The organism is Paraburkholderia sp. BR10937, from assembly GCF_040965695.1.
Lineage (GTDB): Bacteria > Pseudomonadota > Gammaproteobacteria > Burkholderiales > Burkholderiaceae > Paraburkholderia.
In genome coordinates this window covers 1-23,195 of record NZ_JBFRCL010000032.1, presented here as the reverse complement: position 1 = coordinate 23,195, position 23,195 = coordinate 1, and the positions used below count along the sequence as shown (strand labels likewise).

Sequence of the window (23,195 nt, the reverse complement as noted above, 5' to 3'; positions counted from 1 at the left end):
CGATTAGGCAGCGGGGCTCAACCGCACCAGATTCGCGTTGAGCACGCGATACGTAATTCCTATTCCGCCTGCCATTAGTGCTGCACCTGCAAGCGAAAATGTGAATACGCTTGCTTCTGCTGACAGGTCGAACCATCTCGCAATACATAGAGCAGTCAACAGGGAGATGCCAGACAGGAGCTGAAACATGAAGTCGGTCCGCTGCGCACGGGTCGCGAGGAAGATCTGGGAAAGCGGGACGTAGACGAGTTGCAGCGCGAATAGCGGTACGAGGCTATTGAAAAATCGAACGGCACCGTACCACTTCGATCCAAAGACCCATGTCACGACCGGGTCGAATAGCACAAGGCCGCCAATTGCGTAGAGGGCTGCTATTCCAACCAGCGAGCGCGCGTAGATGCGGTAGACGTTAAGCAACGCACTTCGTGCATCTTCGCGAGCGATCGCACCGATAGCATCACGCCTAAAGACCCCTCCGATACTCTGGCCAATCAGCGAGACGGGGAAGAATCCCAGCCGGTACGCGAGGGCGAAATACCCAGCAACGTGCGCGCCATACCAATGCGGTATCACAATTGCCAACGCGTAAGTCAACACGGACGCACAGATCGTCGACGGCAGGATGTACGCAGCAAATCGCCTGTTGTCCGCAAAGAATCCGGGCGACAGCTTGAAAGCGTATCCGCTTCGGCTGCCGATCACTGCGATCCCCGCTACCATCACAATCGCGACGCTGGCCGTCGAAACCATGTACGCGTCAAAGAGACCAACCTTTGCACAAGCCGTACAGACTTGACCGAGTAGCAGGTACGCGAGAAAGCCGCAATTTGTGACCACCCTCGAGACTGTGATCCAGCCGTACCACCGCATGCTGTTCAGGAATGCGCCAGCGGCGATCTGCGCGAACGCGGCGAATGCGTAGCCCACGAGCGCATAGTATTCTGCGCGCCCAGCGACAGCGACGACCCCTGCGAGCAGCGTTGCCAATACAAGCGCAAGACCCATTACGTTGACAAGTGCGCCAAAGGACTCGCGCGGACTGTCGCTGACGCACGCGAGCTCGTACCTTAGCCCTAGCAGCGCCCCGCCGAACGTCGCAAGTGCAAGCTGGTAGTTGAACTCCCCCAGAGCGCCAGGGCCGTCCCAGCGGCCAATCAGGAAGATGCATGCGAACAATGCCGCTTGCCCGGACACGACACCTAGGAGCGATATGAGCGAGTCCCTCGGGTTGACCATTAAATTACCTCCGGGGTGAGAACCGGCAAAGTCGACCCGACAGGCCGGACTCGATGCGCGTTGAGGCGTGCACGCGTCACTCTTCCGCAGCCGTACCGTACTGGTACGCCACATAACGATAGCCGCCATACTTGTAGCCATACTGGCCGAGACGGGGGTTGACGCCGTTGAATATCACGCCACTGACCTTGACGCCGTTCTGCGAGAAGCGCTTGGTCGACTCCGCGATCTCCCCGAGACGCGTCAGCCCCGCGCGTGCCACAACAAAGGTGATACCAGCGAAACCGCCGAGAATACCCGCTTCAGGCGCCGCCAGAATCGGTGCAGTATCCATGATCACGATGTCATACTGCTTCGACAGATCGTCGAGCACAGTCGACAACCGGCGCTTAAGTAGCAGTTCCGCCGGGTTCTTCGGAATCGTCCCGGTTGTAATGAAATCAAGCCCGTCTACGACATTACGGTGGACAACATCGTCGAGCCCCGCTTGACCGGCGATCAGATCGGTCAACCCACCGGCACGCGCAACGCCGAAGTAATCGTGCACGCGACCGCGTCGAATGTCGCCGTCAATAAGCAGGACGCGCTTGCCACCGCTCGCAATGACCGCCGCGAGATTTGTCGAAATAAAGGTCTTCCCTACACCTGGCGTTGGGCCTGCAATCAGCACGATATTGTTCTTCGCCTCGAGCATTGCAAACTGCACTGCGGTTCTCAGGCTGCGCACGCACTCGACAGCGGGTTCACCAGGAAAGTCAACTGACAACAGTGTCGCCTTGCCCCGCCTCTGCATTCTCTTTCCGTCGCCAGGATCGTTCTGGTGCTCGCTATACGGCAACGTCGCGTACACACTGAGGCCGAGACGGCGCTCTATCTCGTTATGGTCGGTGATTCCGTGAAACAACATCGAACGTGCGATCGCCGTTCCGCACCCCACGAGCAGTCCCAACAGGAGCGATGCGATTACGACGAGGGGCGTCTTCGGCTTGACAGGGAGCTCCGGAATTGCAGCGACGTCAACGAGGCGGACATTGCCGACCTTGCCTGCCTGCACAAGTTGCAGTTGCTGGACATTGTTCAGCAATGCCGTGTAAAGGTCCGTATTGACCTTTACGTCGAGCATGAGCCGGACAAAATCCTGCTGAAGATCGGGAAGTCGACGCATCTCCTGCTCAGTCGAGCTCGCATATCCGTCGAGCGCTGCGATCTCCCTGTTGATGGCAATCACGCTCGGATGGGTCGCGGTATAGTGCGTCAAAAGTTCAGCGCGCTTTTGCTCGAGCTCCAGCAAACGAGTCTTCGCATCCGAAGACTGCGCGAGCGCGACTTTGGCTTCCTCGGTAAGGTCAACCGTACCGCGCTCATTCCGGAATTTGGTCAGCCTCGCCTCAGAATCAGCAAGCTGCTGCTTCAAGGCAGGAAGTTGACCCGTCAGGAAGTCAAGTGACTGCGCGGCCTCGGCAGACTTCCGCTCGATATTCTGGCGGATGTACTGGTGGCCGATCTCGTTCATCGTGGAACTCACCCACAACGGATCGGTATCCTGGATCGTCGCGACGACGACATCCGACTGCTTGACCTTCTCCTGCACATCCAGCCGGTCCTGGATATCGTCAATGGTCCGTTCCCTCGAATTTCGGACCAGCACGAATACCGCGCCGGCGTTCGCATCAATGAAATTGACGTGAAGCACGATGGGGCCGCGCGGCGTCGTGATGACTTCCTTGCGGCCGATCTGGCCGATGAAGTCCTGGTCGAGGTCACTTCCGCTCAGGGAGTACCGGTTTGCGTCGAGGACGATCAACTTGAACCTGTCCTGCTCGTATTTCCGGGGGACGTCGAACTGCGATACTGCGATGCGCTCTCCTCCCCAGGCAAAGCCTCCAATGCCAGCGATGCCAGGCTGCGAAAGACCGTCATAGTGTCGTGAGATAAAGCTTCCGATCACAGGGAAGCGCTTCGGTTGGGCATCGATATAGAGCTTCAAGGCATCGACCGTTCGCGAAACTACAAGGCGCGAAGCGACGATCTGGGTTTCTGCCGCAGCTGAGGATTTCACGTCGAAGAGCGATGAGATGTCACCGAGCAAACTCTTCGCCGCGGAAGTATCGGGACTGTCCTCGACCTGGACCATGATGCTCGCTTCAAACACTGGCTTTGCGAGAAGCGCATACGCGACACCGGCCAGCAGGAAGCACGCGGTTATTGTCGCGATGAGCCATCGGTTCTCAAGCAGGGTATCGAGCACCACAACAAGGTCTCGATCACCATCGTCTGCGGTCTGTGGCGTTGGCACAGGAGTATTAGTCATGTCTTTTTAACGTACGACGGGGTTGCCCCCGGATATCTCGGATCACAGCGCACTAAAGCGAGCCGTCCACTCAGTCAGGCAGACTGAAATCAGTTCGGCGCAACGCTCGAATTCCGATTTCGGTCGGCGGTATGGATCTTCGACATCAATGTCCAAAAACTCACCGAGGCGAAACACCCTGCCCCGTGTAAAGGAGAACTGGCTTTCGATCTGACGTTTTTGCGCTCCATCCATTGCAAGAATTACGTCGGCCGAGGAACACAGGGAGCGCGCAATCTGCGTCGCACGATGACCAGTGATATCGTGGCCACGTTCGCGCATCACATCACACGCGTATTGCGCAGCGGGCATCCCGACGAGTGCGTTCAGCCCTGCTGAGGCTACCTGTTGCCCCTTGAGAAGCGAACCAAGCATTGCGGCAGCCATCGGGCTACGACAGAGATTCCCTTCACAAACAACCAGGATTGAGTTCATTATTTCGTGACGATCGCGGCGGTCAGACCAGCGTTGATGGCTGGCAACAGGAGGCTCAACACGCGGCTAAAGCGCACCAGGCCATTGCCATCGACATACACAACGTCCTTCGGATGCAGCTCAAACTGATTGGCGAGAATCATGGCGACCGGAGACGCGGCGTCCAGATGGAAAATTTCCGGTTGCTTTTTTACTCCACCACGAATCACATAAACCTGTGCCGCATCCGCAGTGTTTGAATTGATACTGCCGGCCTGAAGGATTGCCTCGCTGAGCGTCAACCGCCCGTCGCGCATAGGCAAAGCCGTAACAGGCTTGTTCACCTCCCCCATGACATATACGCCGCTGTCTTCGCGCGGTAGCACACGGAGCAGGTCCCCATCCTGAAGAAGGATGCGCGAGGGGTTCTGCCCCCGAACCGCCATTTCCGTCAGGTTTATGCGCTCCGATACGCCGTTGCGCACCAGGACGACGCGACTCTGATCAGCGGTTGACTCGAACCCACCTGCGCGGCTGACAGCATCGTAGAACGTCATGGGAATATCGTTCAGCGGCTGTGAGCCGGGCGTATGTACTTCGCCTTCGATATAGATTTGCTTCGCACGGTAGGACGCGACCCGCACACTGACCTGTGGGTCCTGGAAGCTCTTGCTGAGCCGCTGCGTCAACAGCACCTGTATCTGCTCCGGCTGCAAACCGGCAACGCGTACTCTGCCCGCATAAGGGAACTGCAACGTCCCGTCCTGGTCAACGACGAAGCCCGGCGGCGCGTCGGCCGCGCGCGTTGTCGCCTGCGGTTGCGCGCCGGCCGCGACCGCGAGTTCAGGGTGATCCCAAACCGTTATCTGTAGTACATCGCCTCGACCGATTGTGTACGGGCGCGGGACCACCGAGACGGCCGAGGTGCCGTCCGGGGAAGTCGCCTGCGCGTCCCTCAACTTCTGGATCAACGCAATGTCGATATTCGTAACGGGTACACCCAGGGTCGCCGGCTGCTCCATGCGCATACCCGGCGAAAGTGAGCACGCGGACAGCGCGGCCGCCACCGACAAAACCATTAGTGTCAAACCGCTCCGCCCCCGGCGGAGCTTATCAGGGGAATAGCACGCCCCTTGCGACACACTTCGCATTCGTCTTTCGTACACTCGTCCACTCGTATCTGTTGTGTTGAAGTTCTGGCATGCTCGCGATCCGATAATGCGAATACGGCGAGCGGACCAGAGATCAGACTTGTAATGCACCTGCCCCGCCCCCCGACGAAAGCGCGACGCCTCTGAGCGAAGAAACGCACCACTCCCGCTAGCTTCCGCCGGTTGGCACGGAACCAGGATCGGACCAACGGTGGTCAGCTGTTGACATCAGTACGCCCCCGAACCACGCAGTACGACGCTGAATGTTCTGGCGAGAATCGATACATCGCGCCATATCGACCAGTTCTTGACGTAGGCAACGTCTAGTGCCACGCGCGTCGCATAATCGGTGTCATTGCGCCCGCTGACCTGCCAAAGTCCGGTCATTCCGGGGCTGGACATCAGGTAGTAGCCAACATCGGCCCCATAGCGGGTGAGTTCGGCTTCGACGATTGGTCGCGGACCCACCAGGCTCATCTCGCCCTTCAGGACATTCACCAGCTGTGGCAACTCGTCGAGACTGGTCTTGCGGAGAAAGTGGCCGATTGACGTGATTCGAATGTCATTTTTGAGCTTGAATTCTCTGTCCCATTCGGCACGGGCATCGGCGTCCCGCGCGAGAAGTTCTTTAAGGACCAGGTCCGCGTTCGGAATCATCGAGCGGAACTTCAGGCACTTAAAGCGTCGTCCGTTTCTGCCAACCCGCACATGACCGAATATTGCACTTCCCCCGTCACGCCTGACCAACCACGCGAGTCCGAGCAGCGCGGGGGAAAGCAGAATCAGCAGTGCCGCGGCACCAAGGATGTCCACACCACGCTTTATCACCCGGTTTACGACCGCCCCAACCGTGCCCTGTCTCTTATGAGCAGGATCCCTACCATCTGCCACAGCGGGGCGGCGGCGTGCGACGCGCTCGATCTTTCCATAGATCGCGAGCGTAAGCGCGCGGAAAATGAGAAGCCCGATGCCGCTCGTAACCGTCCAGTATGCAAACCACAGACTCGACAGGATTTGCGCCTTGTGCAAGACATACAGCAACAACGTTGTCGCTCCCTGAACAACGATCCACGCGAGAACCGTTCGGCTGAACAGGTTGAGCGGCGAATATCTCGAGCCAGAGTCGTAGATGCCGCAAGCTGGAAATACGGATAACGCCAGCGCCGCGGCGAACGCAACAAGCGAGCCATCAAATACGTGGTGTTCAGGTCCTTCCAGCGTACCGTTGAAAAGCGGGACAACTGATCCGAGAACGATCAATCCGACATCTACGGCTCTTCTGAATATCGAGTTCATAATTTCGGTATCCTAATCTAACGCAAGCGAGCGCTAGCGATCCGTAGATCACCAGATCAATTCATACACGACATGGAAGGAGGTACATCACATGATTGCTGCGTCAGGTGTGGCACCCCACCTGGTCACACTTCAGACTTAAGTTGTACGTGGGTCGTTTCTACCGCACCTGCTTGCGTTGGGCAGTTGAACAAGCCGCCTGTTGTGCTGCGCACCCCAGCGCGATATTCAGTCGGAGTGGTCGCAAGGTGACGGCGAAACAGGTTCGCCATGCAATTTCGCCCGACAAATCCCGCCTGACGCGCAATTTTCTCTATTGACAGGTCCGTTTGTGCGAGCAGCGAGCGCGCCCTCTCAAGACGAGCACGTCGCAAGAATTCCCGTGGAGACACCCCTAATGGTTGCTTGAAACGCCTCAGGAAGGTCCGCTCACTCATGGCCGCGCGCTGTGCCGCTTCCGCTGTTGACACTCGATTTCCACAGGCCAATTCGAGATTTCTAGCGGATACCCGCATCAGTCCTTCAATTCGTGCCTCCCGCTGTGCCTTTCTCGCTGGACGATTTCGATAATTCAAAAAGATGTCGGTTGTGGTCGCTCGCATCGCATTGCTTCCATCGCCGCCTGATACAGACATCAGTGCGGAGTCTTTGATAGCCGCCACGCTGCTCACCCGAGTACTCATATGGATCCCCTGTCGATCACTGACGCATCGGAGCGCTTCCCAGACGGGTTAAGCCTTTCCTGGGTGCCTTGCACTTATTCGCACCGCCAAATGCAATTTGAAGCGAGCTATCGACAACACGCGCCACCACGCGGCTCGAAGGTGCTGGTCCGATCACAATAAATCCGCACACCTTCGAGACGAGGTGAGAAATTCCTTGAACACTGAGACCGGCAAGTGCGCACTTTGCGATCGTCAATCTTAATCGATCCGACAGCTCATCTTTCGGATCAAAATTATCCGTGGGTGAATCATCGTCGTTGCGTCGCATCATAACTTCTTTCTCGAATGGCGCAATAACCCTGTCTGAACCCGCCAATGAATTGGCCGTCTGATGCGCATCTGTAAATCTTGATCTGCGATATCAGCATATATTCTATTCATCGAAATTTGGTTCGCGATACTACGTTATCTTTTCATCCAAAGACGCGACTTCCCATTTCCGGTAGCAAATCACTCAGGGCGAACGAAAGAGGACGGACAGGTGAGAAGCAGAGTGACACAAAAAAAGGCGCCGGGAGGCGCCTTGATCTTTCGAAGAAACTGCGAGGTCTAGAACCGATGGCGCATGCCGATCGTGACCGTGCCTTGCTTCTGTGTGTTCGAGTCCGCGCTCAGCCCGTTCAGATATGCCGACACGTGGCCGGAATTCCGGCTGACGTGCTGGAGGTTTCCTTGCAGATAAACATCGGTGCGTTTGGACAGCGCATAGTCTGCCTGTGCTGATACGGTGTTGTAGATCGGATTCACGCCACCGCCAAGGTCAGTACGCGTATAGGTGTACGCCCCGGCGAAGCTAATAGCCGGCGACAACGCGTAACGCACGTTACCTTCAAAATTCTGGAAGCGCGCACTATTAGCGCGGAAAGCTATGCCGCCGGACGCACCGGATTGGCGCGAGGAGATTCCGCCGCCGAGCGCATCTGACAGGTTGGTTTGCGTATAGACCAAGCCGGCGACAACTGGACCAAATGCGTAGCTCAACCCACCACCGAAGGTACGTTGCCGACCAGCAAGGAAGGTCCACTCACCGGTCTGTGCGCCGCTTGCGCTGGAACTCGGCCCGCTATTCCCGAACACGGTCGAGGTAATGTCGTTGTTCAACTGGAGGTAGCCGGCGGCTACGGTAAGGCCACTCCACGCGTAGGACGCGCCAAAGCTATAGGCCCGATTGTTCGCGAACTGCGAGCTGTTCGAGAATGAATAGGTAGCGCCAAATTTGAATCCTGCGTAGTTGAGGCTGGTGTATTTGACCGTATTATTGAATCTGACTGAGTTGTTCAGATTGTCGTTATCGAATGGATGCGCGGCGATCGTGCCGCCGTATTGGCTACCTGTGATTGAGAGAGGCGCGAGGTAGTCAACCACGCTATCGTACTGCCGGCCAATCGTCACTGCCCCATACTGATCACTCGCGAGACCGACAAACGCTTGTCTTCCGAACATGCGCCCGGATTGCCCGGCAGTACCATTCGCGATACTAAAGCCGTTCTCCAGAGTGAAGATTGCCTTCAGGCCACCGCCAAGGTCCTCCGAACCACGCAACCCCCAGCGACTGCCATTGACCGTTCCACTCTTCACCTGCCACGTATTGGCGCCCCCCGTACATATGTGAAGCCGGCGTCGATTAGGCCATACAGGGTGACGCTACTTTGCGCCTGGGCTGCCGTCGTCAAAGTAGCAGATAGAACTGCTGCGGCAGCGATCTTGTATTTCATCTTGCAACCCTATGAATGTACGACTCTATAAAAATCCGTCCACCTGGACTGACTTTGGGTTTGGCAGAAGGTCTCTTCCGATACGTTCCCGGCTCGATCCAGTCTATGAAGAGGAAAAGGCCGGACAGCCGGCCAGTTTATTGTCTCTGTATGCTGCGCGACTATATCATCGGGAATACTTCCCCCACATCGCCAAAACGTTCTTCAATTCCGCCATTCTCCTGATTGAAACGTCGGATATCGCTCAGCGACCGCATCGCTACAGCCACTTGCACGTTCGACTTGCGCAGTTATAGTCGAAGCTATCGGTCGGTATGTTAGACCACGGGACGATAGCGATTGAATTGTCGAAAACAGATAAAACTGCGACTGATCTCGCCACAGTCGCGTTTCGATAATTTTCGCTAAGTAGGATGATCCGGTCGTGAGGCCGAAGGTCGGATCGGTCATAAAGATTTTCAATAAAATGGGATGAAGATGGGGCCTTTGATCGGGAATTCCGGGACGTTGCAGCCGGGCAAATACCAAGGTGGGGAGCAAAGGCAAATCGGTCTTGTCTTATGCGATCGATTTGCACTGGCCGATATGGCTATCATTGTCGAAGCTTTCCGTGCCTTGAACGCGGCCATGATGAGGCATGAGACACACGCTGTCCGGTACGACGTACGACTCCTCTCTTCGGCGGGCGGCAGGATAACCAGTTCGTCTTCGGTATGTGTCTGGACGGATAGCGTTGAGAGCCTCGTTGCCGCGGACTCGTTCCGCGCGATTATGCTTTCCGGTGGTAGTGGAATCCGCGACTTACTGCGAGACAATCAATTTTCGAGGTGGTTGCATCGCGTGCAGGAGAACTGCGATCTGCTCGTCGCGATTGGCGAGAGCAGCGTTGCCCTCGCACAGATGGGAAGATTGACACACGATATCGCGCTTGCAAGCCTGAACAGTCATCCCTGCAAGAATCGCCAGACTCAGGTGATTTCCGCCGACGGTGCGATTTCGGCTGCGGTCGCGGTCATCAAAGGCGAACACGGCGATGTTATTGCCACGCAAATTGCGAAGTCCATAGATCCACAGTTCAGCCCGGGTTTGACGGATGACATCCGACGCGGTATCGCAGCGACACTCAGTCAACCGATTCAGGATGCAGCACATTGGATCTGTGCGAATGGCAATCGGGATATCTCGCTGGACGAGGTAGCGCAAATCGCCGCTATGAGCAGTCGTAATTTCCTGCGGCGGTTTAAGCAGGAGGTGGGAATGAAGCCTTCGGAGTATCTACTGAAAGTCCGCCTCGACATGGCATGTCGGCTTCTTGCGCAGACCCGTCTTCCGGTCGAAAAGATTGCGCGACGCAGCGGGATAAACGGCGGGGGCAGACTATCGAAACTCTTTCGCGAACATCTTCAACTCACGCCAACCGAGTACCGTGTGGAGCATTCGGATATGGAGCATGACCGGAAGCGATCAGGAGGTTGAACGACGATCGACCGCACCTTTTCCTGTGCGAAAATCCTCACCGGACTCCCGGCGCGCATCGGTCTCGGAGACGAGCCGGAAATTCAACAAGCTGCAGCGAACCGTCAAAAAAAGCGACGCATACCAACACCGCCCGCAAAGCGAGTCGCTGCGTCACGCCAGTTTCTTTTTCTCTCGGTATTCAGTTGGCGTCAGTGAAAAGTGCTTTCGGAAAAGCTTTGAGAGAGAGCCACCACCACTCAATCCGCAGCGGCGGGCAATCTTTTCAACCGGCAAGTCGGTTTCGACCAGCAGCTGGCAGCAGAGCTCCAATCTGGAGTACATGAGGTACTCGGAAGGGGTTATGCCGATTTCGATCTTGAACCGGCGCAGAAAGTTGCGCTCGCTCATCGCTGCGATTTGCGCGACCTCTGCAATCGAGACTGATCTTTCGCCGTTTTCTTCGATCCATCGGGCAGACTCGAGTATGCGTTCGCTCGCACTGTTTGACGCGCGCTCACGCGCTGCTGACATCAATCCGATCTCTTGACGACCGGGCACCGTGATATCGGTAATCGCCCTTGGAATAGTTGCGCCAAGGTCTTGCCTGATGAGTTGTAGCGCACGCTGGACTGGCCCGTTGAATGGTTCGATATAGGCGTGAGCGGGCCTGCGCGCGATACCGTCGTCGGCCTTTCTGCCGGCGGCCCACTGGCCCAACTGATCCGAAACCCCCGCGATTGTCAGCAGCACCTTCGAGTCTGCCATGGGGATCACGTTGGCTGCCTGGCTGCTGACAAACCGGATGCGTTCCAACGTCGTCTCGTTGCCGGACAGCGCACTGCTTCCGGGTCCGGCAATGAACAGGGCATCAATTGGCCCAACCTCATCCATTTGTTCGAGAGGTTCGGTCCAGACAGACACCGCCGATGAACTCTCGAGTCGTCCGCCCTGGAGGGACGTTAGTTGAACGTCGTAGAGCGGATGGACGCTCCTCGCATCATGGGGTAAGGAGTTGCGATTGGCTGCATGGAATACCTCAAGGACCGTCGCAACCTCGGAGAGGCGGAATCCTGAGAAGAGAAGAAAAATTATCCTCTTTCTCAACCCCGGAACTGGAACTTCGCCTGAGTGGCCACCGCGAGCAATACTGTGACTAACGAAATTCACCATCGCACACCCCGATATTAGACCTATTTTCGGCTTTCATTGAGCCGAATTCCTCGAAGGCACTATCGTACCTAACTTACAGTCATTTCCCGCCATCGGTGGCGAAATAGTTACACGTCTTGTCGGACTAGAACTAATCGACAAGAAAGCCAAAGTTTTCGAGATCACGTAAAAGCATTTAAATACAGTGTGTTAGCGATTACTTCGCGTAGGCCTTGAGGAGATTTTCAGTATTTTTTACCTGTCGAATGCTAACTGATGCCCTTCCATTTAATTTCGATCGTCACACACATGCTTTCTGCATTTTATGCAATGCTGCTATCCTTTTAGCCGGGCAGTCCGCGATATGCTATTAGCATATCCCCAAATTAATGTGCGGCCAGCGATCGTGGCTTTATCACATTGTCCGGGGCTGGCGAGAATAAGAAAGACAGGGCGCGCTATCACGGCCACGTGTCCCCAGAGACGAATCATCGACTACGCGGTGCACTTGTATCGTTGGCTCAAGTCGGTTTGCGCGACATCAAGCAACTGCGGCTTGAGCGCGAGGTAGCCATGGCCTGCGATACGGCCCGCCGCTGGCACACGAAACTCAGTGCCGGCATCGCGCAGTGCGCCGGGGTTGCCCGGCGCGAGCCAAGGCAGCATGCAGCGCCTGGAAGAGGCGTTCGTGGCGCTGCACGGCGAGCAGCACGTGTGGTGGCGCCGCGGACGAAATGGCAGTGAGGCTGGACATGCTGCGGCAAGAGCGCCGCGAGAAGGCTGTGTCAAAGCTTCCTGCAGCGGACGTCAGCATTCGAATCCAACGCTGCGCAGGAGCGCCACGGAAGGTTTTCGCAGTTATCCGGGCAGCGAAGGCGAAAAGTCCGGAGTGTTCCGGCGTGGAGCAAGTGCTCGTTAATGCTTCGAGCGCGTGTAATCGGAACGAAATCAGTCCACAACCCATGCTCGGGCGCGAACGGCGGTTGCGGAGCAAGCCGCAGCGCATGCGGTCCTTTCTGTGCTACCCGATCCAATCCGGCCGCACTTTGCCTTGCAATGCCACCGAATGACGGCCTCTGTCAACGCGCCCAACTCGAGGCGAGCGGCTGACGCCGCGCGAGATTGAACAATCGGCGAAGCAGCAGCCGGCAGCCCACATTCGTAAGGATGCCGATGCGACATCAGATAAACCGCCCCTCTCCAACAACGCGGCAAACCTGAGATGAGTCTTCTTCAATACGGAGAGGAGCGCGCCATGGAATATCGGTGCAGGGGCAATAGGTTCCCGCGTGCGAGATTGTCCGCGATGCTCGGTGCCGGACATTCCCAGATTATGAGAAATAGCGAACCCTGCTTGTTACGACAAACGGGCATCGGTGTGCTATCGGCATCCGGAGATAAAAATTTAGGGTTTTCGGGAGTGCCCCAGGACAATTCCCAGGAATTATTAATTCTGACACTTTTTACGGTCGAGATCGCGTAGACTCCCTGGTATTCAATTGCGCGCGGTCCTTCCGGAAGGGCATCATCAAGTGGGTCCGTGTGGCGGTTGATGAAACACCGCCTTACGTTTCACCTGTGGGTGCCAATGACCTATGAAAATCGCAATCCTTGAATCCGATGTCGAAGAGTTAGACAGAACCCTCGAAATGCTTTCTGCCTCCGGGCATTTGTGTTTCGGAGTGGGGAGCGATGACGGCGTGCGGCGGGTGCTTGACGATGTGTCGGTCGATCTGTTTCTTATCGACTGGACGGATCCCGACGGTGTGCGCTACGAGACGCTTACCCACCTCTCGCAGTGCGCGCCCGGTGTACCCGTCGTGTTGTGCGTTGCACCGCATACTCCTGATTCCGTGATCAACTCCGGCATGCAGTGTGGTGCAAGCCTAGTGCTCGAAAAACCGGTACGCGGCGTGGACTCACTCACGTGCCTGCACACCTTGAGCAACGACAGCTTCCCATCGGTTTTCGCCGCAGGCACTCACGTCATGTGAGCGCCGATGGTAGGAACGCGCTCCCGCAGAGACACCCGCCCCCTCAACGATGATGTAAGGCCGTTCCCGTTTGCCCAGCCAGCGTTGCTGATCTTCCGTAGTTTGCCCGAAGCCCGTCATGCGCTCACGGACGTGCCGAGCGTGTGCGTGGCTTCGCCCCCGGGTGGACACTTCCCTTGATGAGCTCATACAGGTGGCTTTCAGCGCTATGCCAGAGAGCCTGTAACTGCCTTGCCACCGCATCGGCAAGTGTAAGTGGTCGTGCCGGTAACAGATGACCACAGCGAGCGCACTCGCATGCGGCCGGAATGAGTTGCCGCGATATTTGCGATTCTGGATACTTTTCGCGCTTCACTCGCAATAAGGTATTTCAACACCTTGACTGTTGGGTGGGCCACATTTCCCGAAAGATATCGAGCAATAGTGGCGAATAGCATATTTATTGCTTATGATCCGATCTCAGTTCAAAATAGATACATAAATAATTTCTGAATCTGCGCAGTGCGTTCAGCATGCGGCGAATGCCGCCAGACACTTCACGAACGTGTGGTGATTCTTCTTCTTTTTCCATTGGCTTGGGTATTCGACTCAACGTAAGCCAATACGACCATTGAAAAGCGGGGTACTGATGGAGTGCGGAGGTGGCGGTCAACGAAGTCGCGTCGTGGAGTTTTGTGCCTCGCCCGAACCGGGCACAGCCAGGAAGATTGGAGCATTCCTCTGTAGCGGCTTTTCGCTTTCCGGACTGGCGTCCGTGCTTGAGTTGTTTCAGTCAGCCAATGCGCTGGCACACGCGAACTATGCCGGCAATGGACATGCCGAATACGATGTTTCCCTGCTATCCATTACCGGCGGGCGTGTCGAAAGTTCATCCTCCGTGTCTGTCTGGACGGACAGGGTTGAGGATCGGCATCATGCCGGAAAATTTCACACGCTGTTCATTGCTGGCGGAGTTGCACTGCGACACGTGCTGCGCGATGAGCGCGTGTTACGCTGGCTGCGCCTCGAATGCTCGCGCTGCGAGGCTGTCGTTCCGATCGGGGAAGGCAAAGCGCTGCTAGAAGCGGCAGGAATCGAGTGGGCCGGCAGCGCGTTAGATTGCGCGATGCGAACAAACGCTCGGGACCGCCTTATCGAAAACGAGTTCGCGGACACGAACACTGCCCCCCTGCGAGAGGCACTCTTGCTGATCGAACTGGACCTCGGAAGCGATCTTGCACGTGAGGTGGCACGCCAGGTCATGCCGCGTCACCCGCGGACCGGTCCTACCGCGGCGATCCGCACGAATGTCTCAGGCCGGGTGAGCCTGCGCATCCAGGCATCCGTACATTGGTTGGAAGCCAATGGTGATCGCCAGGTGACGATAGAAGACGCGGCACAGGTCGCCGCAATGAGCGAACGCAACTTTTTGCGTCGCTTCAAGATCGAAATGGGCATCACTCCCTCGGACTACCTGCTCCACATGCGGATCAATATGAGTTGTCGCTTGCTGGTCGATACCGACCTACCCGTCGACAAGATTGCGCGACGATGCGGGCTTGGCACTGGCGGACGGCTCGCGAAACTGTTCCGCAAACATCTCTCCACGACACCGACGGAGTATCGGACCAGACGCGGTCATACGGTTGGGTAGCATCCCTTTTGCCGGAATCCTGCGGCAGATGGGGCCCGCCAACATAAATGCCGGTTCGGCGCCGGTCTGTGCCGTGCAACGCGAAACGGGAGATTCCCCCGTCGTTTGCGGAAATGAAGACACTCGCGAATGCCAGGAGAGTGGCGGAAATCAGGTAGAGATTGACGTACCGGTTTCGAGGATTTTCGCTTATCTTATGCGTTGTGGTTGAAATCGGGACCCTCGTTTTGTGAGTCCCATTGGGGGCGCCTGACGGAGCGTTTCCGTGTGCTTGCGGGTGAAAGCTGCCTGGGCGCCATGGGTCCGGTGCGACTGATCAATCCTGCACTATGCCGGTACAGCGGGCCCCACCCAGATGCCCTCTTTCGACTATCCACAAAGTCGCACCGGCTATCAACGTCTGCCAAGATAATTGCAATCCTCGAGCCAGACATTGGCGAACTTGACCATACCCTTCAAATACTTTCTTCCGTGGGGCACCTATGTTTCGGGACGAGGAGTGATGAAGGGCTGCGACGCTTGCTTGAAGACGTTTCAATTGACCTCTTCCTGCTTGATTGGAGTGAACCGGACCGCAGACGATATGAAACACTGCGATATCTCGCCCGACGCGAATTCGTCGGGCCTATCGTCTTGCTCACTTCGGCTCAGACCGCGTGCGGTGTAATTAACTCAGGTCTGGAATGCGGAGCGGACGTCCACGTGAACAAGCCGCTCTCCGAAGGAGCGTCTCTCGCTCCCTTGCATGCGCTGAGCAGCGGTCCGTGCTACGCGATGCGTGCTCCGAGCAGTCAAATGATGTGATTCCATACAGCACGGCGCGTTCGCCTAGAAGTGCCGTGACGGCTATGGAAGGTCGCTTGCCAGGAGATCACCAGTCCATGTTGGCGAGTCCAGGTCGAACTCCCGCCATGAGCTACCGGCCGACTCAAACACCCCATCCCTAATTCCCTGTCCGATCGCGGTTCTCACAAGTGCTTCACTTGACAACCGACGACTCCTCGCCAGTTTGACTCTCGGTATCTCGAAGGCGACTACCATTGCTTCCGAGTCCATGCGAGAGAGCAAGACGTAGAGATCTCTCGAATAGTGAGCCACATAGACTGAATCGTCGAATTCATTTTCGGGAATACGGAAGCTGAAGGAAGAGTTTTTTCCTGAAATTTCCATTGCGTTCGGTCTCCCCGGTATCGAGCAACTTTCGGGGAAAGGGGTTGATCAAACATCATTTCTTACGTACACGCTTCAATCGGGTCCGAGATTTGGTATGGTATGCCGCCCAGAGACGCGTGATAGCGCCTAGTCAAAGCCTCCTGCCATGCGTGCCTCTAATACCTGACCGACGTTAAATATCTAACACAGCTTGAACCGACAAGAGTGTAATATTAATCAGCATCTTGTCCTCGACGTCGAGAACGTTTGCGTGTCCGCGCAAGAGTTCCGCCATCGAGTCGCCGACCTGTCGAATCTCCAGGTCTGTTGGTCTAGCGATCGGCCATACGTGCATCAGATACGCAAGTGGAATCACATTACGCTCCGTACACCAACGCTCAAAGAGTGCCGCGCAAGAGACCTCTACAGCGCTGAATTTATCGAACTGCACGTCGCGTGCGACTTCAGGACACGCGCCTGCACCCGATCGCGAGTCATGGTTGGCTATTTTCGCGATATCGATTGAATGGCTCATATCGTAGAGCTTGTAGTCATGGATGAGTGATCGCTTAACGATCGCTTTCCAACGGGAACGCACCGTCCAGGAATTGGCAGCTTAAACACGCCTTTGTACCGATCGGTCGTCACGCGCTGCGGACTCATTGTGCTAAAAGTACTCCGCAACATTAAAGTCAACACAATTGCGCTGCCTCCTGTCTGTGACAGGCAATCCCGCAATACGCCAATCGATGTTGAGATCTGCGTCATCCCAGCAAATCGTGCGCTCCGAATCAGGCAGACGCGCCGAGGATGCCTTTGAAAGCACCTCCGCGACGTCTGATCGAACGATGTACCCATGCGCGAATCCTGGCGGTATCCAGAGCTGGCGACAGTTTGATGCTGACAGGGACTCGCCCGCCCATCGCCCAAAAGCAACTGACGTACGACGCAGATCGAGAGCCACGGCGTATATTTCGCCGGAGAGCACTCTCAAAACAACGCCGCGCGGATTTTGAACCTGGTAGGTCAGTCCGATCAACGCATTATGGGGGCAAACAGCCTGCTCATCATGAGTGAAAAGATACCCGTAGGAGACGTTCGCATTGAACCAGTCCTGATCAAAGCTTCTAAAGAACGCGCCTGTTGATCGGGCTTCAATCTGGGGCTCGAATACTTTAACGTCACGAAGGCCAGTATTCCCAAGGCGAAAGGACATCCTTTTTCTCTGTGTGTTCCTGATGGTCTTCTACGATTCCAACTTTCCGATTCTTCTCTGACTATGCCATGAAATCCACCGAGGCACGTGATTCATACCAGCCAATACGTTATCCGTTTCCGCCAAAACTATGCAGTTTCGTCATGCACATCGCATGGCACACTGTTGTGCAGACAGTAGATATTCCAGCGAGATAGCACCCGTTGCAATGCATGTGGTTTAAACCGCCAATATATTGGTCTGATCGGCCAAGCATCCGACGAATTTAGTAGCCCATGTATGATGCATCGCGATGAAAATTAAGTCATCGTCACAGGTTATATCAATTTCAAGCACCTGATAACAGTAGAGGGATGAAGATGGGCGACATCGGTGCCGGGGGTGCTGAGAGGGGAAATGTCGTTTCTGGCGCGAGAGGGCCGAAATCCGGAGCCACGAGAAGCATCGGCGTGCTGCTCTACAGAGGCTTTTCCCTACTCTCGATCGGAGTCGTTCCTGAGATCTTTCAGCTCGCCAATGAAATCGCGAAGCAACAATGCAATGGCGGATTACTCTATGACGTCAAGCTATATTCCGCACAGGGTGGCGATGTTGAGTGCTCGTCCTCTGTCAACGTGTGGACACAGGAATGCGACACGACGAAAAGTGTGGGCTTTGATGCACTATTTATCGCGGACGGCAGCGACTTGACCGAAGTGACGCGCGACGAGCGTGTCCGACAATGGCTTCGGGTCACCATTCCGGCAACGAAAATCGTTTCCGGAATTGGAAAGGCGGCGGATCTGATCGACATGATGCAGCTCCGTCCCGACTCGTACCACAGCGGTCTGCTTCAACTCGATTCTGATGCGTCTCCCACAAAAATTCCGACCAGCCGGGGAAATCGCTATGAACCGACCAAGACGGCTCTTGCGCTTATCGGATGGGATCTCGGTCCGGAAGCAGTGAGAGACATCTCACGCAAGCTCTCTGGAAATGGTTTTGCAACGCTTACCCCTCTAATAGCTGACGCGCGAGCTGACACTGCAATTGAGAAGGTCCGTGCATCCGCTCGCTGGCTTAAGGAGAACTGCAATCGGCCGATATCTGTAAGCGACGCGGTCAACATCTCGGCTATGAGCGAGCGCAATTTCCTTCGATGCTTCAAACAGGAGATAGGCGTCACGCCTTCCGAGTACCTGCTGCAGGCACGACTTGATCTGACCTCGCGCATGCTGGCAGAGACCGATTTCTCAATCGACAGAATCGCGAAAAGTTGCGGCTGGACAAACGGGGATCGTCTCGCAAAGATCTTCCGGCGGCGATTCTCCCTGACACCTTCTGAGTTTCGGCAACGTGAACGACGCAATTCGTAATGCGAGTAGAAGGTGCGTCTACAACGAATGACGCTCAAGGTTCCCCTTCCCCCCCCGGGGGTAAGATCAGTTCGTCGCACCATAGAGGAAGATCTTGAGGATTCTTCTTTCCCTGCGCGCGTCTCCTCGCGCGGATGCTTGCTTCGAGCACCCTGCTTCTGCCCAGATCGGATCATTCTCTGGAAATTCAGGCTGTTCGTGCGCCATGCATCGATTTCGCCCAAATGACGGCTCTGCTGCATGGGCAAGTGACAGCAGCTATTTCTTGAGTGGATGCGTATCCCCCACTACGGGGAAAAACGCGTTCCACACCGCTCGTACGCCCTGTGCGGCGGCAGCCTGCGCGTCCATGTGCTCGCTGTCGGCCGAGTCCCCCGGATCCGCACTCAGACCACGCCAGTGCGTGAACAGAACCACGGGTTGCTCCGTCCAATGTCCGTCGATAAAGCGGGAGAATGCCGTATCTCCGGTCGTGAGCCTGACTTCGTACCAGCCCTCACGGGCCGGCGCATAGTCGTCCAATGGGAACCATCCTGTGGTATCGATTTCCATTTGCGCCCCAGATTCGAAGCCATTACGCATGCATGACAGCACGCGGCGTACCTGTTTCCTCCAACGACACGCAGCATGCTGTGGCCGCGAATACCATCATGATAGAACCCTGCGGACTGCGTAATCACCGGCATGATGATAACCATGCCATCCGCGATGATGCCCCTCCTCTCGCGCAACTCCCCGATGTTGTCTCTGGTTGCGATGACTTCACGCGTCGCGAGATTCGCAGCGGTCAGCATAGCGACCCGGGCACTAACCTTCAGTTTGCGCATAGACTGTTGGAGATGCATTTCGCAGAACCACACGCGGGCGCTATGATTGGCCAGTCATAGTCCGAAGGGAAAGGGAGTTCATCGTAATGTTGAGCTTACGTATACATTTCTGGTCGATCGCGGCAACCCTGATAGCGTTTGTGGCGTCACTCTGGATCAATCAGGAGGTGTTTGCGCATACGTCGTTTGTAAGGGGCATCAACTGGATATTCCTTCCTTCCGGCATACGGCTTTTGAGCACGCTACTGGTTGGTGCCGACGGTTTCCTTGGCTTGCTGCTTGCTGGTCTGTTAACGGATTTTCTTTACTGGTTCCCGCATGACCCTGTGAGAGCGATCGCTGGCGCGATACTTGGGTCAGCCGCTCCGTATCTGGTCTACAGGTTCGCGAGAGAGTATTACGGCTTGCGCGCATCGTTGACGAATCTCACGCCGACCCGGCTTCTTGTGCTCGCCGTCGCGTATTCGGTCGCGAATCCGCTGTTACATCACCTCTGGTTTGCGTTGACCGGTGCGACGGAGCATTTCTTCGAAAGCCTGTTCAGCATGTTTGTGGGCGACCTCGCCGGCACGCTAATCATGCTGTATGCGATGAAGGGATTGCTGGCTTTGCTCCCGAAACGGCCAGGCGATTCCCGCCTCACGAACGGGATGTTCAGCATTCACGTTGCACTAACGAATGCACATAACAATCAGGCTCCACGCTAGCGTGACGAAGGGGTTGCGATGAGGCGCAATCGCAGCCCGTCTCGTGGCGCTATGTACGATTGTCGCCATCGTGCGTCTCGACGTTGTGTTGCACCCAGGCTGCAGTGTCGCGATTCGCGACGACCGCTAGGCGCACTCAATGCTGGGCGGCCTGCCCCGACTCACGCCCTCAATCCCGCAAGTGTGAGAGCCTTCAACGGCCCTGTTCGAGCCCGGACGGGCCGTGCGCCCCATATCTGCCGTCAAGCCAGGCGGTTGTTGTAGGCGAGATCAAGGGCTAGCCGGATCCTGAACATGCCGTCGGTCATGCGTGAGGACTGGCTGGGATGCCTGGGCAGCAGGGCAAGCGTGCCCTTCACGATATAGACGAGAATCAGCGCGCCCAGCAGATCGCCCACAAACATCGTGAAGAAACTCTGCAGGATGTCCTGCGTACTGCCCGTCATTGCGAACCAGAGATGATGCAGCGTCGAGTTCGTGAGTGCGACAGCAAACGCGAGCACTATACGGCGCCTTGGCGTGAGATTCGTCAGCGACGCCTTCAGGCCATAGCGTTCCAGGGCGAGGCGACGGACCGCGTACGGGCCGGCCGAACTGAAGATCGCGCCCGCGATTGCCCGCACGGGGTCGTTCGGGAAGTAATGAAAGAAATCGACCAGCAAGGCGGAGACCAGCAGCCCGATCGCGCCGTCCGCGCCCAGCAACAGCGTACTCAAAAGCCGGATGCCAGTCGGAAGATAGGTCCACTTCCACCCAACGCGGAAACGCGGCATGCAGGAAGATCAGTTCATCGACCCAGAGCGTCAGCACATAGACAAACACAGTCCCAGCCATCCGTTGCGAGTCGATTTCGGCATCCTCGTCGTTGAGCCGCGCACCTGCATATGTCATATTGCGAAATATTATTTATGGGAGCCTTACGGTGACCGGTACTCCGGTGGATGACAGTCTACGCAGAGACAGACGCGATTCACGTGGGCGGCGCATGGCCTTGAGGGAACTGCACCTGGTCCCGACCGACGCAATCCGGGCATCGTGAAGGCCTTGGCGGGGTCACGCGAGGGGATGGGACCGCGATCTCCGACGACAGTGCAACGCGATCGCACACGACCATCGCCGAACACATACCCGGTTCCAACATCCGGGAGCAATACGATGTTTGCCACCCCGATGTTTCTCGTCGCCCTTTTCGCTTTAATTGTGGCCATGCACCGCGGCGTGACCCGCAAGGCAGACGCGAGCCTTCGCGCACAATTCGATGCGCAAGGCTCTGGCAGCGCAGTGTCGCGCCAGATGAGGCGAGTTGCGGGATTTAGCGTCTGAGGACGGAAGCAGACCATCGCGTCCGGGTAGCTCACGCGAAAGGGAGAAAACGCGGGGCGCCTCGGCCCCGCGGTTGCGCTACTGGCGCGGCGCCAGCCATTTAGGTCCGCTCTAACATCTCTACTGCGAGCACGGCGGTGGCGCGGCGTTCGCTACAGCGGCCACAGGATCGAACCGCCTGAATCCAGAGCCTCGGCTCGTCCTGATAACCGGAGATCTCACGGACGAGGGTCTCCCGGAAGAATACGAAATGCTGCAACTGCTGGCGCAGTTGACGCACCCCAATATGGTCTTACCCGGCAACCAACGATGACCGCAGATGTCTGCGCGGCGCGCTCGACAATCAACCGCGGCTAACATGCGCGGGTGGACTCAATTTTCGGCGTCGATGTCGGCTATGTGCGCATCCTTGCGATAGACACAAGAGTCCCAGGCTCCCGCCACGGTGAAACCGGTCCGGCGGCGCAGTTGTGGCTGGAACGCGAGCTCGTCGAATACGTGAACCGACCGGTTGTCATCCATGCGTCATCCGCCGTTTCGCACCGGCATCCCCCATCTCGAACTTTTCGGCATGCAGACGACTGACGCCTTGCGACTTCTTCTATCCGGACATCACAACGTTGAGCGCATCGTCACCGGGCACGTTCATCGCGCGTTGCACGCGCGTCCTGGCGCCGTACCCGTGTTGACCTGCCCAAGTTACGACAACGCAGATTGCATTGCGACTCCAGCCAAATGCGAATCCCGCGTCGTTGCTCGAACCTCCGGCCATCCAGTTGCACTGCTGGCAGGATGGCGCGAGTAGTGGTGCATCGCATCTTTGCCATATCGGCGAATTCGGTGAACAGTTTCCCTTCGCATGACTGAAGTTGCGCTGTTCGACACAGTGCTTTCCGTAACAGTTGCAAACTTCGAGAGCGCGATCAGTCGCCGGACCAGGCGGTGACGCGTCGCCGCAGACATCACCCGCGGCGTTTAGCGGTTTTCGATGCAGCGGGCGCACGCACAGTGGGCTTTGGTGATGCAGCCGAACGAGTCGCCTTCGAAACACCGGGGTCGGTTTTACCCTTTGGCTTCTTCACGGCGGAAGCACTGGCTTTCACGTCTGGCAGCGCGACCTTGCCTTTTTGTGTCGATTTCGCAATCGTAGACGACTTCAACGCCGTCGACCTCGGTGTGCGTTCTGTTTGCGAGGCGGCTTCCTTGCGCGTGCGCTTGCTCCGCACCGGGGGCGCATCGGCAAAGGGCTCCGTATTGATATCGATTCCGAACACATCCCCCAGGTCCACGTTGTCGAGTACCTTGCCGGACACCGGGCCGGCTCCTGCACCGGAGGGGTTCGCACCGGTGCTGCTAACGAGATCGCCAGGGTCGACACCACGTAACGTAAAGAGCAATTCTGGCTGCTGGTCGAGCCGCGCGCCGACGCCATAGAGTACGGCGGCGACGTGCTTGCACATCGCCGCCCAGTCCAGGCATTTGCAGCCGAGTTTG

20 protein-coding genes and 2 pseudogenes are annotated in these 23,195 nt (G+C 56.7%); 6 read left to right on the top strand and 16 right to left on the bottom strand.

The window, feature by feature from the left end:
* Positions 1–3: 3 nt before the first annotated feature.
* From AB4Y44_RS24900 to AB4Y44_RS24865, 8 genes and pseudogenes are all read right to left on the bottom strand, one after another.
* A complete protein-coding gene (locus tag AB4Y44_RS24900; RefSeq protein WP_368618965.1) occupies positions 4–1,236 on the bottom strand; it encodes an oligosaccharide flippase family protein in 1,233 nt (410 codons plus the stop codon).
* Positions 1,237–1,312: 76 nt separating this feature from the next.
* Positions 1,313–3,547: a polysaccharide biosynthesis tyrosine autokinase gene (locus AB4Y44_RS24895; protein ID WP_368618966.1), complete on the bottom strand. Its 2,235-nt coding sequence runs from the start codon at positions 3,545–3,547 to the stop codon at positions 1,313–1,315.
* A 42-nt stretch (positions 3,548–3,589) separates the two neighbouring features.
* Positions 3,590–4,024: a low molecular weight protein-tyrosine-phosphatase gene (locus AB4Y44_RS24890; protein ID WP_342922299.1), complete on the bottom strand. Its 435-nt coding sequence runs from the start codon at positions 4,022–4,024 to the stop codon at positions 3,590–3,592.
* Positions 4,021–5,079 (bottom strand): polysaccharide biosynthesis/export family protein, encoded by a 1,059-nt coding sequence (locus AB4Y44_RS24885; protein WP_368701160.1) that lies wholly within the window; start codon positions 5,077–5,079, stop codon positions 4,021–4,023. Before AB4Y44_RS24885 ends, AB4Y44_RS24890 begins: the two co-directional genes overlap by 4 nt.
* 300 nt (positions 5,080–5,379) lie before the next feature.
* Positions 5,380–6,447: a sugar transferase gene (locus AB4Y44_RS24880; protein ID WP_368607010.1), complete on the bottom strand. Its 1,068-nt coding sequence runs from the start codon at positions 6,445–6,447 to the stop codon at positions 5,380–5,382.
* Between the two features lie 125 nt (positions 6,448–6,572).
* Positions 6,573–7,130, bottom strand: coding sequence for a helix-turn-helix domain-containing protein (locus AB4Y44_RS24875; RefSeq protein WP_368618967.1), 558 nt, complete (start codon positions 7,128–7,130; stop codon positions 6,573–6,575).
* A gap of 16 nt (positions 7,131–7,146) precedes the next feature.
* Entirely contained in the window at positions 7,147–7,443 is a 297-nt protein-coding gene (locus AB4Y44_RS24870) for a hypothetical protein (RefSeq protein ID WP_368618968.1), read from the bottom strand.
* Between the two features lie 278 nt (positions 7,444–7,721).
* A pseudogene (locus AB4Y44_RS24865) lies at positions 7,722–8,887 on the bottom strand (porin).
* Positions 8,888–9,358: 471 nt separating this feature from the next.
* On the opposite strand from AB4Y44_RS24865, the gene AB4Y44_RS24860 reads away from it, so the two are divergent.
* Entirely contained in the window at positions 9,359–10,363 is a 1,005-nt protein-coding gene (locus AB4Y44_RS24860) for a GlxA family transcriptional regulator (protein WP_368607081.1), read from the top strand.
* Between the two features lie 153 nt (positions 10,364–10,516).
* Here the strand turns inward: AB4Y44_RS24860 and AB4Y44_RS24855 are convergent, their stop codons facing one another.
* Both AB4Y44_RS24855 and AB4Y44_RS24850 read right to left on the bottom strand, forming a co-directional pair.
* Positions 10,517–11,515: a GlxA family transcriptional regulator gene (locus tag AB4Y44_RS24855; protein ID WP_368618970.1), complete on the bottom strand. Its 999-nt coding sequence runs from the start codon at positions 11,513–11,515 to the stop codon at positions 10,517–10,519.
* 474 nt (positions 11,516–11,989) lie between these two features.
* On the bottom strand, positions 11,990–12,160 hold the full coding sequence (locus AB4Y44_RS24850) for a hypothetical protein (protein ID WP_176733004.1): 171 nt from the start codon (positions 12,158–12,160) through the stop codon (positions 11,990–11,992).
* Positions 12,161–13,089: 929 nt separating this feature from the next.
* Here AB4Y44_RS24850 and AB4Y44_RS24845 point away from each other — a divergent pair.
* Entirely contained in the window at positions 13,090–13,488 is a 399-nt protein-coding gene (locus AB4Y44_RS24845) for a response regulator (protein WP_069268914.1), read from the top strand.
* Between the two features lie 754 nt (positions 13,489–14,242).
* The gene (locus tag AB4Y44_RS24840) at positions 14,243–15,121 is read left to right on the top strand and encodes a helix-turn-helix domain-containing protein (RefSeq protein ID WP_368618971.1); all 879 of its coding nucleotides are present in this window, start codon (positions 14,243–14,245) and stop codon (positions 15,119–15,121) included.
* Between the two features lie 1,345 nt (positions 15,122–16,466).
* Here the strand turns inward: AB4Y44_RS24840 and AB4Y44_RS24835 are convergent.
* The gene (locus AB4Y44_RS24835) at positions 16,467–16,808 is read right to left on the bottom strand and encodes a hypothetical protein (protein ID WP_368701159.1); all 342 of its coding nucleotides are present in this window, start codon (positions 16,806–16,808) and stop codon (positions 16,467–16,469) included.
* A gap of 132 nt (positions 16,809–16,940) precedes the next feature.
* Complete coding sequence (locus AB4Y44_RS24830) at positions 16,941–17,489, bottom strand: dTDP-4-dehydrorhamnose 3,5-epimerase family protein (RefSeq protein WP_368618972.1); 549 nt, start codon at positions 17,487–17,489, stop codon at positions 16,941–16,943.
* Between the two features lie 359 nt (positions 17,490–17,848).
* Between AB4Y44_RS24830 and AB4Y44_RS24825 the strand changes: the two genes are divergently transcribed.
* Positions 17,849–18,844 carry a helix-turn-helix domain-containing protein gene (locus AB4Y44_RS24825; RefSeq protein ID WP_368701158.1) on the top strand — a complete coding sequence of 332 codons (996 nt, stop codon included), beginning with the start codon at positions 17,849–17,851 and terminating at the stop codon, positions 18,842–18,844.
* Between the two features lie 258 nt (positions 18,845–19,102).
* Here the strand turns inward: AB4Y44_RS24825 and AB4Y44_RS24820 are convergent, their stop codons facing one another.
* The gene (locus AB4Y44_RS24820) at positions 19,103–19,396 is read right to left on the bottom strand and encodes a hypothetical protein (RefSeq protein WP_368618973.1); all 294 of its coding nucleotides are present in this window, start codon (positions 19,394–19,396) and stop codon (positions 19,103–19,105) included.
* Between the two features lie 361 nt (positions 19,397–19,757).
* Between AB4Y44_RS24820 and AB4Y44_RS24815 the strand changes: the two genes are divergently transcribed.
* A complete protein-coding gene (locus AB4Y44_RS24815; RefSeq protein WP_368618974.1) occupies positions 19,758–20,378 on the top strand; it encodes a hypothetical protein in 621 nt (206 codons plus the stop codon).
* Positions 20,379–20,620: 242 nt separating this feature from the next.
* Here the strand turns inward: AB4Y44_RS24815 and AB4Y44_RS24810 are convergent, their stop codons facing one another.
* Entirely contained in the window at positions 20,621–21,094 is a 474-nt protein-coding gene (locus tag AB4Y44_RS24810) for a hypothetical protein (protein ID WP_368618975.1), read from the bottom strand.
* Positions 21,095–21,879: 785 nt separating this feature from the next.
* On the opposite strand from AB4Y44_RS24810, the gene AB4Y44_RS24805 reads away from it, so the two are divergent.
* The gene (locus AB4Y44_RS24805; RefSeq protein WP_176732992.1) at positions 21,880–22,014 is read left to right on the top strand and encodes a metallophosphoesterase; all 135 of its coding nucleotides are present in this window, start codon (positions 21,880–21,882) and stop codon (positions 22,012–22,014) included.
* Positions 22,015–22,073: 59 nt separating this feature from the next.
* Here AB4Y44_RS24805 and AB4Y44_RS24800 read toward each other — a convergent pair whose 3' ends face one another.
* Complete coding sequence (locus tag AB4Y44_RS24800) at positions 22,074–22,223, bottom strand: hypothetical protein (protein WP_176732990.1); 150 nt, start codon at positions 22,221–22,223, stop codon at positions 22,074–22,076.
* 440 nt (positions 22,224–22,663) lie between these two features.
* Positions 22,664–23,195 (bottom strand): annotated as a pseudogene (locus AB4Y44_RS24795) (hypothetical protein); the annotation flags it as partial.